Below are 17,607 nucleotides of genomic sequence, written 5' to 3'. Positions count from 1 at the left end.
TTGGAGATTGTCATGCATGCTTCCTTTCGGTGAAGCATGGACCGGATCAGTCATACACAAAAGATCGGACACTCTCTTCTCGAGCGCAATGCGCACCACCTTGGTCGGATCGATAATGCCTGCCTCCAGCAAATCAGTATAGATGTTCCGGGACGCGTCGAGCCCCCACGCACCCGATCCCTTCTTCATCTCGGCCAGAACGACGCCACCGTCCATTGCCGAGTTCTCGGCGATCTGCCGGGCCGGTTCCCCCAAAGCACGGGCAAGACAGAGCACACCGGTCCGCCGGTCGCCCTCCCTCTCCTTCGCGGCTTCTTCGACCGCCTCGATGACGCGGACAAGGGCAAGACCACCTCCCGGTACGACCCCTTCCTCCACCGCGGCCTTTGTGGCGTTGATTGCATCGTCCAGGGCCTCCTTGCGAGACTTCAGTTCGGCCTCGGTCGCCGCGCCCGCCCGGATGACCGCAACGCCGCCCGAAAGCTTCGCAAGACGTTCGCGCAGCTTCTCGCGGTCGTAATCGGAAGTGCTTTCATCGATCCGGAGCTTGATCTGCGCGATGCGGGCCTTGATTTCGTCAGAAGCGCCGGCTCCACCGACAATCGTGGTGGATTCCCTGTCAACCCGGACGGACGCGGCCCGTCCCAGATCACCAAGGGTCAGCTTCTCAAGATCCACGCCAAGATCGGGCGATACCAGGCGGCAGCCCGTCAGCACAGCGATGTCCTCAAGCATCGCTCGACGCCTGTCACCGAAACCAGGGGCTTTGACTGCGACAACCTTGAGCGTCCCGCGCAACATGTTTACCACCAGCGTGGCGAGTGCCTCGTCGTCAAGATCCTCGGCAACGATCAGCAACGGTCGGCCCGACTTCATGACGGCTTCGAGAAGCGGCACGAGAGGTCTCAAGCCGCTGAGCTTCTTCTCATGGAGAAGGATCGCAGGGTCTTCCAGGCGGGCCGTCTGCGTTTCGGCATCCGTAACAAAGTAGGGCGAAATATAGCCACGGTCGAACTGCAGACCCTCCACAACCTCCAGAACCGTCTCGGTCGTGCGAGATTCTTCGACCATGATGGCCCCATCGTCGCCGACCTTCTCCATCGCCTCGGCGACCAGTTCTCCTATCGTCAAATCACCATGAGCCGAGATGGTCGCGACCTGGCATTTCTCCTTGCGCGACTTCACTGGCCGCGACAGCTTGCGCAGCCCGCCTATCGCAGTAGCGAGGCCGTCTTCAAAGCCGCGCCTGAGTTCCACACCCGACGCGCCAGCGGCGACGTTCCGCACGCCCTCCGAGAACAGGGCATGCGCGAGAATGGTCGAGGTCGTGGTTCCGTCGCCCACGTCCTCCCCGGTTCGTTCAGCCGCCTGGCGCAGGAGTTGTGCCCCCATATCCTCTTCACGCTCTTGCAGCCGGAACTCCTTGGCAATCGTGACGCCATCATCGCAAACGATAGGTGCGCCGTAGCTTTTCTGAATGAGAACCGATTTGGACCGCGGCCCGAGGGTGATGCGGACAGCATCCGCCAGTGCCCGGGTTCCCCTGAGCAGGGCCTCTCGAGCCTCCGAGCGGAACAGCAGCTTCTTGTATGACATTGCAGTCTCCCCGATGCTATCCCGGCGCAGACTTGCGCGGGTCTGGTGTCCTGTCGATGACGGCAGTCAATGAACCGGCTCTTTGCCGAACAGGATGAACCGCTTTGGCGCCTTTCGTGCACGCACTGGTGAGTTCACAGCCCCATCCTAGTTCTAGGGTCAGGCCAACTGATGGTCAGGCTTGATGCAGGTCAATGCGTCCCCGCCAAAGGGCGTCATCCTGAAGGAGGAGGCCACGCCGACATCGTCGCGGCGACCGCTTGGGGGAAGAAGATGGCGCCGATGTCTCCTGAACTGGCCGAAAGCGCAGCTGCCAGCGCTCGGTCGGCAGCCAAGAGAATGCACAAGAGATCGAGCGTTTGTCCAAGGGTCGTTCGTCAGACAGAGAGGCACCTTCCTGCATGCGACCGCCGGGAGAGAATTGACGCGGCATGGCCCGGACAGCATCCGCTCCCACGTTCGGCATGATGCGGCGGGTTCCTGCTCCGTCCATGGCAGCAGGCCAGCCGGGGGGCCTCGATGGATCGATCCTCCGTTGCCGAATAGCCTATTTATCGATGGAAATCGCCATCCAGCCGGAGATGCACACCTACGCCGGAGGCCTCGGTGTCCTGGCCGGCGATACAGCCCGGACGGCTGCCGACCTCGACCTGCCCATGGTGTTCCTGACCCTTGCCAGCCACGAAGGATACCTGAGACAGGAAATCGACGACGCTGGCCAGCAGATTGATCATCCTGACCCCTGGACGCTGGCAGATTGGGCGACACCTCTTGATGCAGCGGTGGCCGTCCGTATCGAGGGTCGACCCGTCTGGGTACGCCCGTGGGTTCATGTCCTTGCTGGCCCGGGCGGTCACAAGGTGCCGATCCTCCTTCTTGATACTCGTCTTCAAGTCAATGATCCCGCCGATCAGATGATCACAGATCGCCTTTATGGTGGCGACGAGACCATGCGGCTCAAGCAGGAGATGGTACTCGGGATCGGAGGTGAGAGGCTGCTTGCCGCGCTCGGGTTTGCAATAGAGACCTTTCACCTCAACGAAGGTCACGCGGCGCTGCTCGCTGCAGAACGCCTTCGTCGATATCCGGCGGGTTCTGTTGTTCAGTCGTCGGACTGTCTTCGCCACGATGTTGAGCAGGTCCGGAGCGAGTGCGTCTTTACCACGCACACCCCGGTTGAGGCGGGGCACGATCGCTTCCGCTATGATACGTCCATGCGCTTGCTTGGCAATTTCATGGAACTCTACGAGTTGCAACTTCTGGCTGGTACCGAGAACCTCAACATGACACGCCTTGCCCTTAGTCTTAGCGGGTTTGTTAATGGCGTGGCACGAGCCCATGGCGCCACTGCCCGACGAATGTTCCCCGGCTATCGCATTCGCGACATCACGAACGGCATCCACGCCGGAACCTGGGCGCATCCCGCAATGGCACGTCTCTTCGACGAGGTTGCGCCCGGCTGGCGGCACGCACCGGAGGAGCTTGTGAACGCAGATCAGCTTTCTGACGGCCGTATCTGGAAAGCCCATCAGGAAGCCAAGGCGGAACTGATCGCCTATGCCGCCGAAAAAACCGGCGTTTTATTGCGAGCCGATTTGCCGCTCGTGGGCTACGCTCGCCGCATGACTGGCTATAAGCGCCTTGAGCTTATCTTCTCCGATCTGCAGCGGCTGCGAATGATCGCTCGGGATCAGCCATTTCAGCTTGTGATGGCCGGCAAGGCGCATCCGCGTGATACGGCTGGCAAGGAGTTGATCAGGTCGTTGCACGAGAACATGCGCATGTTGTCGCCGGATCTTCCTGCCGCATTCCTGGGGGGCTATGACATGGAGGTCGCGAAGCGGTTCGTATCCGGTGCCGACGTCTGGCTCAACACCCCCCTTCCGCCTCTCGAAGCTTCGGGCACAAGTGGCATGAAGGCGGCGCTGAATGGCGGATTGAATCTCAGTGTCCTTGACGGATGGTGGGCTGAAGCCTGGGTTGAAGGCGTAACCGGATGGGCGATCACTGGCGACGATCCCGCTGGCCATGCGGACGCGCTTTACGAGAAGCTCTCGCGCACGGTGCTGCCACTCTACTTTGACAACCGCGAACGATGGATCTGGATGATGAAGGAGGCGCTTAGCAAGATCGGCAGCCGGTTCAACAGCCAGCAAATGATGCGCCGCTATGCCTCCGAAGCCTATCTGAGGTAGACCATATATTTCCGGGGCCTCGCTACCGACTACGAGGGCACGCTGGCCGAGCATGGCATCGTGCCGGCTGAAACAGTTCGGGCGCTGCGACGGCTTGGCGCCTCCGGACGGCGCTTGATCCTGCTTACAGGGCGCCAGCTCGAGGACCTGCAGCACATCTTTCCAGAACTGGCTCTTTTCGACCGAATCGTTGCCGAGAATGGAGGGGTTATCTTTGATCCTGTAACTGGACGGCTTCGGACAATGGCACCGCCGCCGCCTTTCACCCTGATCGAGATGCTCATGCGTCGTCATGTCGAGCCAATCTCCGTCGGCCATACCATCGTCGCCACCTGGGTGCCGCATGAGGCGGCCGTACTGGAGGCGATCGAAGAGCTTGGCCTCGAGTTCAAGATCATCTTCAATAAGGGCGCTGTGATGGTCATGCCACGCGGGATCGACAAGGCCTCCGGCCTGGCAGCGGCGCTGCATGACCTCCGCCTGTCAAAAATCAATGTCGTTGGTGTCGGCGATGCAGAGAACGATGGCGGGTTTCTGGCGGCATGCGGCTGCTCCTCAGCCGTTGCGAATGCTCTCGGCGCGGTGAAACAGAGCTGCGACATAGTATTGTCCGGTGAGCACGGCGCCGGCGTGAACGAGTTGGTCGAGCGGATCCTCCGAGAGGACGTCTCTCTTGCAGCAGTCAACCGACATGGCCTTCTCCTCGGCCGCACGAGGACCGGCGATCCCATCCATCTCAGCCCGGGCCGAGTACTGCTCGTTACTGGCGGCTCAGGTACCGGCAAGTCCACTTACACAACGCTTCTGACAGAGCAGATGGCCGCCCAAGGTGCCGAGTTCTGCATCATCGACCCGGAAGGCGACTACGACCCGCTGGAAGCTTCGTTCGCCGTTGGCGGAGACAACGCCTTGCCGTCGGACGCCGACATTCTGGCGCTTCTCGAACGAACTGGGATCAATCTCGTGCTCGGCCTCCACGGGGCGGATGCGCTCCGCCGTCGCGAGCGTATACGAGGTCTTCTTCCGCCGCTGGTCGCGCTTCGTGAAGAGATTGGCCGGCCGCACTGGCTGATCATTGATGAAGTTCACCAGTTCCTGCCTCGCGACGAATGCGTCTCGGTGCCAGCGCTCGGAAGCGCCATTCTCGTCACGGTGGGCCCTGAATGGATTTCGGGTGCCGCACTCGCGCAAGTCGACGCGGTGGTGGCGTTCGGAAATGCTGCCGGGTCTGAAATCAAGGAAGTTGCGCGGGAACGTGCGCTTCCTCCGCCGGCGACGCCGCCTCATGGACAGGCCGAAGGGCTTTATTGGAGAGCAGACGTTCCGGCGGAAGTCCATGTCTTGAGCGTGGATGCCCCGCAGCAAGATCATCATCGACACCGGGGGAAATATGCGATTGGCAATGTCGGTGATGCGCATGCCTTTGCCTTTCGAGACTGTTTCGATCAACCGATCGGCCGTGCGGTCAATCTGGCCGAATTTGTCCGCCTCGCCGCCGAAGTAAGTGACGAGGTCTGGGAGCGCCATCTCCGGGCAGGCGACTATACGGCGTGGTTTTTCGACGTCATCCGGGATGAAAAACTGGGATACTGCGCCATGGCCGTTGCCGCTCGGACTGAGCATGCTAGCGAAAGCCGCGCACGGATCACGGCGGCAATCCGCGAGCGCTACACCATTCCTGGGACAATTGCATGAGCCGGCTGCCGCGTCTGCGATACCCTGCAACTACGCAGTTAATCATAGGCAAGAACGGGTTTCGACAGGCATCGACTTTTTACCGCCGCATCCAGTTTCTGCCTTAGCCCGCGCGATCAAGGCGGCGATCAGATGGTTTCGATCATTAAGCGCGCCTCGCAAGGCGCGGGCCCTGCCTGAAGGCCTGCCGCGCGCCCTGCATGTGATCGAGCCCGACAGCCTCGCCTGTCCCTCTGCGGCTGCGGCGATATGAACCGGATCGGCGAGGACCGGACCGAGCGGCTGGACTACATTCCGGCGCGCTATCAGGTCATTGTCACGGTGCGCCAAAAATAGGCCTGTCCCAAGGGGCGCACGGGGGTAGTGCAAGCCAAGGCGCTCGCGCATCTGCTGGAGGGCAGTTGGCCCACCGAGGCGCTTCTGGCGCAGATTGCCGTCTCCAAATATTCCGAGCACATGCCGCTGAACCGGCAGGCCGTGGTGATGGCCCGTCACGGCGTGCCGATCGACCGCTCGGTCCTCGCCGACTGGATGGGCCGAACCGGTGCCTTGATTGCCCCCTAGTCGACCATATGGCCAAGCGTCTGATGGCGGACAGCACCCGGCTTTATGTCGACGAGACCACCGCCCCGGTGCTCGACCCGGGGCGCGGCAAGACGAAAACCGGCTATCTCTGGGCGGTGCTGCGCGATGACCGTGGCTGGAACGGCCCTGCGCCGCCGGGAGTGGTGTTCCATTATCGACCGGGGCGGAACGGCGACTATGCCGCCGAGATCCTGGAAGGCTTCAACGGCACGATCCAGGGTGAGGAGGGCAGCAAACAGTCCAGTGGACTGTTTGCCCGACGAACGCTTAGGGCGGCTATACCCATCTGGCCACGTCCAAGCGCACGGGCGGTGATCCACTCCGGTTGGCCTTCTGCTGGGCGCATGGGCGGCGCAAGCTGATCAAGGCCAAGCCCAAGAAGGGCTCGCCCATCGTCGATGAGGCGTGGCTCGCGCATCGCGGCCCTTTACAAGATCGAGGACAGCATTCGTGGTGCCGATCCCGATGGGCGCCGGGCGGTCCGCCAGGACCTGTCCCGCCCCTTGGTGGATGCGTTCTTCGCCTGGTTGTCAGCCCAGGCCGCGCGCGTCTCGCGCAACTCTGACCTCGGCGTGGCAATGACCTACATGCTGAAGCGTCAGGATGGCTTCCGGCTGTTCCTTGACGATGGCCGCGTCGACATCGACTCCAACCTGGTCGAAAATGCCATCCGAAGTCTGGCCATGAATCGCCGAAATGCGCTCTTCGCCGGTCACGATGAAGGAGGCAGGAGTTGGGCCTGCTTCGCCAGCCTGATCGGCACCTGCAAGATGAACGGCGTCGAGCCCTACGCCTACCTGCGCGACCTGTTCACCCGTCTCGCTATCGGCCACTTGGCCAAGGACATCGACGCCTTGATGCCGTGGGCCTATGCAAAGCAGACCATCGCCTCACAATGACCTCGTCCGGGACTCCCTGGTGAGCTCACTGCACGACAGCCTGGCAGCAGACCGCACCGCAGCAATCAAGAGATCAATAGGGCGCAGCCGCCGCATACGATCAAGCTCCTTGGCACGGTGGTAGTCAGCCTGCCAGATGAGACCCGATTATGGACAGCGCTGCTTCGAGTGTCATCTCCGGCGAACCGGAGGAATCAAGGTGAGTCCAATCCGCTGCATCGGGCGCTCTGGCGAGTTGTGCGCGAACCACGGCGGCATCTGCATCGGAGGCATCGCCGCGACGGGCTCCTACACGTGCCACAAGGATGGGCTCCGACGCAGTTAACCAGAGGGGGCAGAAGGACACGGCCATTTCTTGCGCCAACGCCTTTGCTTCTGCCCGGCACTGAGGCTCCAGAAAGGTCGCATCGAGCAGAACTGTATGCCCGGCTCCCAACACTGCCCGTGCGCGCTCGAAAAGGCGCTGATAGATAGCTGTTCGGCTCGAGGACGCATAGTCTGGAATTGTCCCCCTCGCCTTGCGCTCGATGTCGCTTGACAAAATTACCGCCCCTGGTGCGGCCCCTAGCCGGGGAGCAAGGGAGCGGGCCAGGACCGATTTGCCTGTTCCGGAGACGCCGCCCAAGGCCACAAGGACAGGGGCGGGTGGGTTGAGAAATTGCTGTGCCTCATTGATGTAGTCCATCGCCTCGCCATGTGAGAGGCCGGGCGTGCCTGCGGCGCGGTCCGTCTGAACCAACACCATGGCGCGGATCAGGGCGCGTACAGCAAGGAACAGGGGCAGCGCTGCAAGACCGGTGTCCTCAGAACCTTCAAGCTCGGTCAGCCAAGTCATCAGCGTCACCGTCGCCTGGCGGCGCAACCCCCGATGGCAGAGATCCATGAATAGAAAGGCCACGTCATAGAGGAGGTCGCAGGTGCCGAGCGTCTCGTCGAATTCAAGAGCGTCGTAAAGAACGGGTCGACCACCAATCAGGACGATATTGCGCAGATGGAGATCACCATGAGCACGGCGCACATGTCTGGTAGCGCTGCGCTTTCGCAGAAGGGGCGCGAGGAGGGCAAGCTGGGCCGTCATTGTGCCAAGAACCGGGCCTGTCGCCGCATGAGGGAGGTCGTTCGTTAACTCTGCAAAAACCCGGTGAAGTTCGGCAAGGATGTTACCGATGAGTTGGTCGCCCGGAAGATCACGGACTGGTGCCGCCTTATGGTAGGCTGCAATCTGGCGCCCCAGGTCTGCAGCAATGGCATCTGTGAGTTCGCCTCGGGTCGCTACGGTGAGAAGCTCGTCCTCAGCTCGGAAGCGATGCATGCGCAGAACCCACTCCACCGGTTCACCTTCGGCACCCAAGGCTAGCCGACCATCGGCTGACCGAGTGATTGGCAGGATGTCGCCATAGATCTCCGGAGCTGCCGGGGCGTTGAGCTCGAGCTCACGCCTTAGCGACGCCTCACGCAACTCAAGCGTGGACATATCCATGTAGTCATAGCGTACCGCACGCTTGATCTTAAGCGCTGTATTACCAGCAAGGAAGACATGAGCTCCGTGGGTCTCGACATGCTTGACGGGAGTCTCTCCGCCAAAGGCGGCGGGCGAGGCGAGATAGGCTACGACTTCAGCCTGGGACGGAATGGACTCGGTCATCAAGCCTCCCGCATTGGGACTGGCTAACTATGCGCGTTCTGAGGCGCTCTGCACCATGACCAAGATCAAAGAATGGCAATCTGGTTGCAAACGTTCTCGCACGATTTCAGAGTTGCCGAGTGGGCGTCTGGCTTCCACGGGGCGTTGATAATGTGACCGCCCCCCTTTGTGGATCGTTGCAGACCCACCTTGGCACACAGATGCCGCCGGGGGGCGGTCACATTATCAACGCATTATATCTGCGGACCGCGTCCCTTCCTGCGCCATGCAGTCTCGGCTCTGTCCCTGGCCGGGGTGCCCGCGTCCCGGATCCATTACGAGTTCTTCGATCCAGCCGACGAATTGCTGGCGGCTTGAGGAGCGCTTCATCGGCAGTCCTGCGGCCGGGACAGTTGGCTGCTGGTGTCCGGCTAGACCCGGCTGGCACAGCCTCTGACCATATCCTGGCTGAAGGGCTTCGAGATAAACAAGGCGCCACGAAATACCAAGGTGCAGTTACTGCTTGCGGCCCATCGGCCGGATCATCCGGAAAGTCCGAGCATCTCGGTCAGATAGGCCAGGGCCTTTGCAGGGGTGGCCAGCCTCGGATAGTCGGCCTCGGGGATCGGCAAGCCAAATCGTCTGTGCAAGGCGCCGACAAGGTTCAGGAAGTCCATGGAATCAAGGCCAAGGTCATCTTGCAGGTGATCGCTGTCCCCGATGCTTTCTGCGTCAAGATCGGGCGCGACTGCGGTCAGGTCTTCCAGGAAGGCGGTGCGGAGATCGAACGGGGTCATGGATGCTCAGGCTCCTGCAACAAGCGATCGATTTCAGCCAGAAACACTGCGCCACGGCGGCCGTCGCTGACCCGATGATCGCCGGCAAGGGTGACGGTCACGGCAAGGCCGGGCTTGATCGTGCTGTCGCGGAGCATGGGCTTCAGGCGCGGCGACCCAAAACCGACCAATGCCACCTGGGGTGGGTAGATCACCCCAAACAATGCGTCCACGCCGGTTTCGCCCAGGGAGGAAATCGTGATCGTGCCTTTGGTGATTTCGCTGTTGCGCAGTCGGCCGGTCCGGCTGCGGGCAACGATATCGCGCATCGCCTCCATGATCGCGTTCGTGTCCATGTCCTGTGCATCAAGGATTGCGGGTGCAATCAGCCCGCCACCGCGCATTGCCACGGCTAACCCGCAATGCACGGGGGCGGAGGGGACGTAGGGGTCCCCCTCGTACCGCCCATTCAGTTCCGGCACCTTCCCCAACGCCCTGACCGTTGCGCGCGCCAGCAGGGCCCCCATCAAGAGGCGGCGATCCGGGACGAGGGCGGCGTTCGTGGCGGCCAACCAGGTTCGCGCCGTTTCAAGGTCGATCTCGTGGCTGAGGTAGTAGTGCGGGATCTCGCGCTTGGACCGGATCATTGCTGCGGCAATCGCTCGGCGCATTTCAGCCATGTCGAGACCGGGCTTGGCGTGCGGGCGCTCGTCCTGTGCCGGTTTGGGGACCGGCATCGACCGATCCTGCAGCCGGTGCTCGACATCCGAAAGGAGAACCGCATCGTCGGGGCCGGAGCCTGCAATCGTATCCAGCGCAATCCCGAGCTCGGCCGCGCGGAGCCGCGCCGCTGGTGAGGCAACGACCCGTGCTGGGGCAGATGGCAACGGCTTGGAAGAGGGAGGAAAGCTTTCAGGAAATGCAGCGGGCTTGGCCTCTGGACCCGCTGCCGGAACCGTGGTTTTTACGTGGCGCTCAATCGTTGTCGTCTCGACCACCGCCTCGACCCCGGCCTCGTCTGTCGAAAGCAGCCGCGCAAGAGGGGCGCCGACGGGCAGCGTCTGTCCTGGTTCTGCCAGAACCTCCGCCACCGTGCCTGCCTCGAATATCTCTATCTCGATGGCCCCCTTCTGTGTTTCCACTACTGCGACGACGTCGCCCTTTGAGACATGGTCACCAGGCTTGATCAGCCATTCCACCAGTTTGCCTTTTTCCATGTCAGCCCCGAGCGAGGGCATGGCGAAAAGACTCATGCCATCAACCCCGGCAGCGCCTTCACCGCGGCGACAATGTCTGCGACTTGCGGCAGTGCGGCGGCTTCCAGATGTTTGGGATAGGGCACCGGCACCTCGGCCGAACAGACCCGCGCCACCGGTGCGTCAAGATACCAGAAGCACGCCTCGTGAAGCCGCGCCGCGATCTCGGCAGACAGCGAAGCGGTGCGCCAGCCCTCGTCCACAACGACCGCGCGGCGGGTGCCGCGGACTGAGGTCACAAGCGTCGCCTCATCCAGCGGCCGCAGGGACCGCAGGTCGATAACCTCAGCCTCGACACCTTCCTTGGCCAAAGCTTCGGCGGCCTCCAGCGACTTCCAGAGGGAATAAGACCAGGAAATCACCGTCACGTCCCGTCCCGGACGGCGGATCACCGCCCGGTCAATGTCCACCGCACCCGCGTTTCCGGCGATCTTTCCAGTCATATTGTAAAGCATGACATGTTCCAGGATGATCACCGGGTCGGGATCCTGCAGCGCCGTTGCGAGCATTCCGCGTGCGTCCTCCAACGTGGCGGGTGCCACGACGCGCAAACCGGGGACATGGGCGAAAAAAGCATCCAGCGAATGCGAATGCTGGGCAGCAAGCTGCCGCCCCGCGCCGGTGGCCATACGGATCACCAAGGGCACCCCAAACTGCCCAGCGGACATGTGCCTGATGGTCGCGGCGGTGTTCAGGATCTGGTCCAGCGCCAGAAGCGAAAAGTTGACCGTCATGATCTCGACAATTGGCCGCATACCCGCAAGCGCCGCCCCAATCCCTGCACCCGTGAAAGCCGCCTCTGACAAGGGCGTGTCGCGGATGCGGTCGGGGCCGAACTCCTTCAAGAGCCCCATCGAGACTGCATAGCAACCGCCATATGCGCCGATGTCCTCGCCCATCATGAAAACGCGGTCGTCGCGCAGAAGCGCTTCGGTGATCGCTGCCCGACAGCAGTCACGGTAAGTGCTGTCTGTCGGGGTGTCGGGCGGCAGGGGTTCGGGTGGGACCGGCCGGGTTTCGGCCACGACATGGCGCGTCAGGTCCTCGACCGGTTCCCAAGGTGCCTGTTCGCAGGCGGCGACGGCGTTGCGCAGCTGCGCTTCAACGTCTGCCTCGATTGCCTCGACTTCCTCTGGGTGCAGGAACCCGTTGTCCAGAACCCAGCTTTGGAACCGCGTGATTGGAGAGCGCTTGCGCCATTCTTCAACCTCGGTCCTGTCCCGGTACTTTTCGGCATCAAACATCGAATGCGGCCGGGTCCGGTAGGTGCGGCATTCCAGGAATTGCGGGCCGCTGCCCGTCCTGATCGCCTCAACCAGCCGCCGGGCGGCGGCCTCAACCGCCACGACATCGTTGCCATCCACGCTTTCAGCGGGCATCCCGTAGCTGGCAGCTCGGGAGGCGAAATCCTTGTTCGCCTGTGCCCGCGCCACCGCCGTCCCCATGGCGTAAAGATTGTTTTCCAGAACAAACAGAACCGGCAGTTTCCACAAGGCAGCAAGGTTCATCGCCTCGTGAAACTCGCCCTCGGCCAGCGCGCCGTCGCCGAAGAAGCACACCGTCACCCGGTCCTCGCCCTGCATATGGTCACCCAGACCCAGACCGATGGCCAAGGGCAATCCTCCGCCAACGATGGCGTTGCCACCGTAAAGATTGATTTCCGCGTCGAAAAAATGCATCGACCCACCGCGCCCGCCCGCGCAACCGGTGGCCTTGCCATACATCTCGGCCAGCGCCGCTTCCATACTCATCCCGCGAGCAAGCGCGTGGCCGTGCTCGCGATAGGTCGATACCACCCGGTCGCGCGCTGCCAATGCCGCAGCAACACCGACGGCAACGGCTTCTTCGCCATCATACAGATGCAGGAAGCCGCGGATCTTTTCCTGCGTGTATAGCTCGTAGCATTTTTGCTCGAAGCGTCGGATACGGATCATCCCGCGCAGAAGGCCACTTACGTGGGAACGGTCGAGTTTCACCTTGGTGGTCATCTCGCAGGCCCTTCCAGAGTCGACAGATCGCCTTCGGGCAGACCAAGCTCTCGGGCGCGCAACAGCCTGCGCATGATCTTGCCGGACCTCGTGCGCGGCAGGCTGTCTCGGAAGACGATCTCGCGCGGAGCGACAGCGGGGCCAAGGCGCTTCCTCGCATGGCCGCGCAATTCGCGTTCCAGCGCCTCGTTGGGTGCATAGCCCGATTTCAGGGTGACAAAGGCCTTCACGACCTCGCCCGCCGTCTCTTCGGGAACACCGATGACCGCCGCCTCGGCCACGGCAGGATGTTCCATGAGGGTGCTTTCCACCTCGAAGGGCCCGATCAGATGGCCCGAGGACTTGATCAGGTCGTCTGCCCGGCCGACGAACCAGAAATACCCGTCGCTGTCGCGCAGCGCGAGGTCGCCGGTCAGATACCAGCCCGCAGCGAAGCAACGTGCATAGCGGTCGGGCTGACCAAGATAAGCCCGCATCATCGAGGGCCAGCCGGGGCGCAGCGCGAGTTCTCCGATCGTGCCGTCAGGCTGTTCAATGACGTCGTCGCCATCGTGGCGGACGATCCCGGCCGTGATCCCGGGCAGGGGCTTGCCCATCGCGCCGGGCTTGATGTCCATATCCGCGGTGTTGGCGATCATGATGCCGCCGGTTTCGGACTGCCACCAGTTATCATGGAACGGCAGACCAAAGGTTTGCTGGCCCCAGATCACGCATTCTGCGTTCAGGGGTTCGCCCACCGAGGCGAGGAAGCGCAGCGCAGAAAAATCGCGGCCTTTGGCCGCCTCGGCCCCCGCCCGCATCATCATGCGGATCGCAGTGGGCGCGGTGTACCAAACTTGCACCCGTTCCCGCTCAAGGATCGTATACCAGCGGTCCAGGTCGAACTCGGCCTCGTCCACCACCATTGTCACGCGATTGCAAAGCGGTGAGATGATGCCGTAGCTCATCCCCGTCACCCAGCCAGGGTCGGCGGTGCACCAGTAGATATCACCGGGTTTCAGGTCCAGCGCCAAGCGGCCGGTTTCGGCATGAGCGACCACTGCCTGATGGACGTGGACAACACCTTTCGGCAAGCCTGTCGTGCCCGAGGTGAAGTGCAACAGCGCCATGTCCTCGGGCCGGGTCGGATGGGTTTCAAAGGTGGCGGGTGCCGCCGACATCACCGGGCCGAGCGCCAAGCATTCTTCGGGCGCACTGCATCCGGTGATCAGAACCAGCTTCAGCCAGGGCATATCCGCCCGCCAGTCAGCGATCTTGCGGCGATATTGCCCTTCGGTCGTGACCAGAACATCTGCTTCACCAATCGCCATGCGCGCCCGCACAGGTTCAGGACCGAAGGCGGCGAAAAGAGGGCTGACCACCATGCCCGCCTTGAGTGCGCCGAGGGTGGCGGCATAGAGCTCAGGCACCCGGCCCAACAACAGGAACAGCCGCGCACCGGGCTTGATGCCATGGACGCGAAGCACATGGGCAAAGCGGGCGGCCTCCGCCGCCAGATCGGCGTAACTCAGCACCCGCCTGTCGCCATCCCGTCCAAGCCAGATCAGCGCAGCTTGCGCGCCATAGCCTGCCGCCACATGTCGGTCCACCGCCTCATGCGCGATGTTGAGCCCGGAACCGGGCAAGCCCTCCAACCGTGCCCGCGCCGCCTCCCAGCCAGTCGGAAGTGGAAGCGCGCGCCTTGTCTGGGCTGCCTTGGCAATGATCGCATGGGCCAACGCTCTCTCTCCCCCTGTGTGAAGATGAACTGCGTCCTCAGTCTGATCCTTGAACCTGCGAACCTCTGGCATTTCAGGGCAAGCGTGGGAATAGACCAGAATCAGCGGGCAGTCGTTGATGCAGGTCAGTTTACGCCTCCTTGCCAAATAAATGCGCACGGTGATCGCCGCCTGCATTCATTATCCCGTGCCGTGGCCTGCGGGCGCCCTCTGTCGTCGTCAAGCGCCAGCAATCGCAAGGGCCAACAGGTTGATGAAGACCGGTTGGAAAGCGATGTGCAGGTAGGAAGCGGGATCGCCGCATTAGCGGGTGTCCCGCACTGGTCCATGACAGCATATCCAGAAGGTTGCAGAGCCTCCATGATCGTGAAGTATCCAAGTGCCAGAGAAATGCCTTTGGGCTCGCTCCTCATGACCGTCACGGCCGTTGCCCCACCTACCACGGCAACCATCGTAAGTGAGGCTATGGTGCTCCAGCACATGGTAACCGTCGGTCAGGCCTGCAGAACGCAAGCCATCATCTGCCTGGGGAGCGACGATCTACGCAGCCTGGCAACAGTCACCTGGTTGACACGGAAGTACCGAGCAATCTCGGCATCATTCAGGCCAAGGTCGACAAAGATGCCTACTGTCTGCTTCCGGCACGGCCCAAGCCGTGATCCTTGATCCCTCTCACCCGGCTCCTCGAGGTCACTGAAAGTCGCACAAGGTTTTTTCACGTTAAAATTCCAGTTTTAGGCGCGTGTGCAAGATACGCGAAGGAGACTCGGCGCCCGCCGCCGCCGGTGAGTTGGCGGGCCTCCAGCGGAAAATGGACAGATCTAGTGGCCGACGCCGATGTGATCGATGACCGACGTCACGCCGGGTGCCGACCAGGCCGCACGCTTTGCAGCCTCGCGTTCAGCCCAGGTATTGACCTTCCCCTCCAGCGTCACCTTGTGTTCGCTGACACTGACATGGATGCGCTTGGCCTCGAGTTCGGCATCGCGCTTCAGGGCACTTTCAATGCGCTGTCGCACGTCGCTTGCGCTCGCGGTTGGCACGATCTCGATCTGGTTGGCGATGGATGTGATGCCGGCCAGACCATGAAGCGCATGCTCCGCAGCTGTTTTTTGAAAGTGCCAGTCCACCGTCCCGCTCAGCGTCACGGCACCATTCTCGACCCGCACCTGAAGCTTGTTGTCCGGGACCGAACTGTTCCAGCGCAGGGTGTCCGCGGCGCGTTTTGCGATTTCATCATCAGCCGTCACATGGGCGCCGAATGGCCGAACTTCGATTTCCTGTGCAATTGCCCGCACACCCTTGACCCGCTTCACGATAGCTTCCGCTGTGCAGCGCTCCATATAGGTGCGCACGTGACCGCTCAGGGTGACGGCTCCATCATCGACCGCGACGCCAATGTGAGCGGCATCAATGCTGGGCTCGTATTCCAGCTCCTCGATGATATCTTGCCTGAGAGTGGAGTCTGTCATGATGATCCCCCCGGAATTTGGCGTGGCCAGCTGAGCCCGCCTGCGATCGCAGCGGCCGCTGAAGACGATGCGGCAGTGTTGAACGACAACCGAGTGCCGGTGCGGTCCGATATCCACCTGCAGACCAATCTGGTGATCCGCAAGGCAGCCGCATTGATGAGCGTCAACGATGTTTGCGCCTTGAGCACGTTTTTCGACAGGCGCTGGAATTCATGCGTCAGAAAGGGGGATGGCAGAAGGCAGGGGCTTTGTTGTTTTAGGAGCTTCGTCGTCAAACTGGCTTGGCGACGTAGGGGCCCTGCAAGACCCCGACACCAGTGAAAAAGATGCGGGGTCATGTGCCAAGCTTGGCGCCCTGCAAGCCGAGGGGTTGCCAGATGCTGTCCAAGGCCCAAGGGCCGGAACCCCCATGTTTCGACAGGTCAAGCACATTTGACGACCGTCAATGCCGACAGCCTGCAGAAGATGAATGTAGCTACATGTCTGTAACCGAGGAAGCTTCATCATGGCACACATACGCTGGCAGGATCGGCTGGTTGTCCTGATCGGGATTGCTCTCTTAGCCGCGCCGTTCCTTTTGACCGCGGCCCTTCCTGAAGGAACGCCAGCCTTCGGCCCAAGAGTTGGCTTTGTCGTTACAGGATTTGCTGTGGCTGTTCTGGGAGTTCTCAGTGTGAACACGGGAGGAAAGCTGTGGGAGGAGTGGCTGATCGGCCTCGCCGGCTTGTGGCTGGTCTCGATGCCATGGGCATTGGCTTTCAATGGTGTCCGGTGGTTGATGTGGCCATCGATCGCAGGAGGCGTCCTGCTTATCGTTCTGGCACTTTCGGCCCTTCGGGACATCGTGATCGGACAGACTTGACCATCCTGCAGCGGCTTGACCCATGTATCCGGGCAGAGGCTCATCAGGCAGAAAGACCAACCCACTGGACATACGAGTTTTGGAAGCCGTTCAAGGTTGGTTATGCCACGGCAACCCCGGACAATTCTAACAGTCTCGCGGCTTGCTTGTCTCGCATGGGCAAGCCTTGTCGTGTTGCATCGCGCCTCCTGGAAACAAGCACGGACATGCATGGGCGCAGCGGGCTGTGGCTTACCAGACATGCGGCACTTCGGACCCGCCGATCCAGAAGAAATTTGTCCAATGAGCCGCGTTTTCTTGTTGCAAGCGTACTGCGGATTGGCAGCCGTCAATGAAGCCGGCGGAGCCTCTGGCAGGATCGTCTTCAAGATGACACGTGGGAGGAACGGATATGAATGTTGAAAGCGTGATGCACAAGCAGGCCGGATGGGCGAGTGCCGACACCCCGGTCAGGGAGGTGGCCCGCATGATGGCCAAAGACGATATAGGGGCCGTTCCGATCGGACGCGATGATCGCCTGGTCGGCATGCTGACCGACCGAGACATTGCACTACGCGTGGTTGCGGAAGGTCTTGATCCGAATACGACGCGCGCCGAACAGGTCATGACGAAGTCCCTGATCTATTGCCGCACCACCGAAGCCATCGAGGATGCGATACGCCTGATGGAGGCGCGGAAGGTGCGTCGGCTGCCGGTCCTTGACGAAAACAAACGGCTGGTGGGCATGCTGAGCCTCGGCGATGTTGCTCATTCTGCCGGTCGCCAGTTGACCGGTGAGTTGCTTCAAGCGGTCAGCGACCACCACGACTAGGATGGAGACCGTTTTCCACTCTGCACGGATCAACTCTTTTGGCTTTGCCCCTTGCATTCCTTGGTCGTAAGGTCGTGCGAGGCAACCACATCTGCCGGAAGTTCTTCACCGGCTTCGCTTGCCAGCGCCT

General features: G+C 61.7%; 11 protein-coding genes and 3 pseudogenes. 5 read left to right on the top strand and 9 right to left on the bottom strand.

Features of this window, described 5'->3' with window-relative positions; all coding sequences use genetic code 11:
- Positions 1 to 1,596: chaperonin GroEL (gene groL / locus OU682_RS21000; protein WP_268944163.1), on the bottom strand; the 1,596-nt coding region annotated here is incomplete at its 3' end.
- Between the two features lie 491 nt (positions 1,597 to 2,087).
- Here groL and glgP point away from each other — a divergent pair.
- From glgP to tnpC, 3 genes and pseudogenes are all read left to right on the top strand, one after another.
- Positions 2,088 to 3,791 (top strand): alpha-glucan family phosphorylase, encoded by a 1,704-nt coding sequence (gene glgP / locus OU682_RS20995; protein ID WP_268944165.1) that lies wholly within the window; start codon positions 2,088 to 2,090, stop codon positions 3,789 to 3,791.
- Positions 3,792 to 3,794: 3 nt separating this feature from the next.
- Positions 3,795 to 5,486: an HAD hydrolase family protein gene (locus OU682_RS20990; protein ID WP_268944164.1), complete on the top strand. Its 1,692-nt coding sequence runs from the start codon at positions 3,795 to 3,797 to the stop codon at positions 5,484 to 5,486.
- Between the two features lie 154 nt (positions 5,487 to 5,640).
- A pseudogene (gene tnpC, locus OU682_RS20985) lies at positions 5,641 to 6,970 on the top strand (IS66 family transposase); the annotation flags it as partial.
- A 124-nt stretch (positions 6,971 to 7,094) separates the two neighbouring features.
- On the opposite strand, the gene OU682_RS20980 reads toward tnpC, so the two are convergent.
- From OU682_RS20980 to OU682_RS20955, 8 genes and pseudogenes are all read right to left on the bottom strand, one after another.
- Complete coding sequence (locus tag OU682_RS20980; protein WP_268944162.1) at positions 7,095 to 8,615, bottom strand: bifunctional aminoglycoside phosphotransferase/ATP-binding protein; 1,521 nt, start codon at positions 8,613 to 8,615, stop codon at positions 7,095 to 7,097.
- 521 nt (positions 8,616 to 9,136) lie between these two features.
- Positions 9,137 to 9,391, bottom strand: coding sequence for an acyl carrier protein (locus OU682_RS20975; protein WP_268944161.1), 255 nt, complete (start codon positions 9,389 to 9,391; stop codon positions 9,137 to 9,139).
- Positions 9,388 to 10,623: a dihydrolipoamide acetyltransferase family protein gene (locus tag OU682_RS20970; RefSeq protein WP_268944160.1), complete on the bottom strand. Its 1,236-nt coding sequence runs from the start codon at positions 10,621 to 10,623 to the stop codon at positions 9,388 to 9,390. Before OU682_RS20970 ends, OU682_RS20975 begins: the two co-directional genes overlap by 4 nt.
- Entirely contained in the window at positions 10,620 to 12,614 is a 1,995-nt protein-coding gene (gene pdhA, locus OU682_RS20965; RefSeq protein ID WP_268944159.1) for a pyruvate dehydrogenase (acetyl-transferring) E1 component subunit alpha, read from the bottom strand. Before pdhA ends, OU682_RS20970 begins: the two co-directional genes overlap by 4 nt.
- On the bottom strand, positions 12,611 to 14,332 hold the full coding sequence (gene acsA / locus OU682_RS20960) for an acetate--CoA ligase (RefSeq protein ID WP_268944158.1): 1,722 nt from the start codon (positions 14,330 to 14,332) through the stop codon (positions 12,611 to 12,613). Before acsA ends, pdhA begins: the two co-directional genes overlap by 4 nt.
- 219 nt (positions 14,333 to 14,551) lie before the next feature.
- Positions 14,552 to 14,620 (bottom strand): annotated as a pseudogene (locus OU682_RS24380) (DUF5765 domain-containing protein); the annotation flags it as partial.
- A gap of 17 nt (positions 14,621 to 14,637) precedes the next feature.
- A pseudogene (locus OU682_RS24375) lies at positions 14,638 to 14,784 on the bottom strand (DUF5765 domain-containing protein); the annotation flags it as partial.
- 369 nt (positions 14,785 to 15,153) lie between these two features.
- The gene (locus OU682_RS20955; RefSeq protein ID WP_268944157.1) at positions 15,154 to 15,804 is read right to left on the bottom strand and encodes a BON domain-containing protein; all 651 of its coding nucleotides are present in this window, start codon (positions 15,802 to 15,804) and stop codon (positions 15,154 to 15,156) included.
- Positions 15,805 to 16,309: 505 nt separating this feature from the next.
- On the opposite strand from OU682_RS20955, the gene OU682_RS20950 reads away from it, so the two are divergent.
- A complete protein-coding gene (locus OU682_RS20950; protein WP_268944156.1) occupies positions 16,310 to 16,666 on the top strand; it encodes an SPW repeat domain-containing protein in 357 nt (118 codons plus the stop codon).
- A gap of 391 nt (positions 16,667 to 17,057) precedes the next feature.
- Entirely contained in the window at positions 17,058 to 17,477 is a 420-nt protein-coding gene (locus tag OU682_RS20945; RefSeq protein ID WP_268944155.1) for a CBS domain-containing protein, read from the top strand.
- Positions 17,478 to 17,607: the final 130 nt, after the last annotated feature.

The organism is Paracoccus benzoatiresistens, assembly GCF_026913015.1.
Lineage (GTDB): Bacteria > Pseudomonadota > Alphaproteobacteria > Rhodobacterales > Rhodobacteraceae > Paracoccus > Paracoccus benzoatiresistens.
Note: the sequence above shows the minus strand (reverse complement) of the source record. Positions and strands in the feature narration are given on the sequence as shown.

What these genes read in the sequence shown, in the direction of transcription:
- OU682_RS20980 (WP_268944162.1), bottom strand. Translation starts at nt 8,615, where the DNA reads ATGACCGAGTCCATTCCGTCCCAGGCTGAAGTCGTAGCCTATCTCGCC.
- OU682_RS20970 (WP_268944160.1), bottom strand. Translation starts at nt 10,623, where the DNA reads ATGAGTCTTTTCGCCATGCCCTCGCTCGGGGCTGACATGGAAAAAGGC.
- OU682_RS20945 (WP_268944155.1), top strand. Translation starts at nt 17,058, where the DNA reads ATGAATGTTGAAAGCGTGATGCACAAGCAGGCCGGATGGGCGAGTGCC.
- OU682_RS20955 (WP_268944157.1), bottom strand. Translation starts at nt 15,804, where the DNA reads ATGACAGACTCCACTCTCAGGCAAGATATCATCGAGGAGCTGGAATAC.
- OU682_RS20975 (WP_268944161.1), bottom strand. Translation starts at nt 9,391, where the DNA reads ATGACCCCGTTCGATCTCCGCACCGCCTTCCTGGAAGACCTGACCGCA.
- glgP (WP_268944165.1), top strand. Translation starts at nt 2,088, where the DNA reads ATGGCAGCAGGCCAGCCGGGGGGCCTCGATGGATCGATCCTCCGTTGC.
- OU682_RS20950 (WP_268944156.1), top strand. Translation starts at nt 16,310, where the DNA reads ATGGCACACATACGCTGGCAGGATCGGCTGGTTGTCCTGATCGGGATT.
- pdhA (WP_268944159.1), bottom strand. Translation starts at nt 12,614, where the DNA reads ATGACCACCAAGGTGAAACTCGACCGTTCCCACGTAAGTGGCCTTCTG.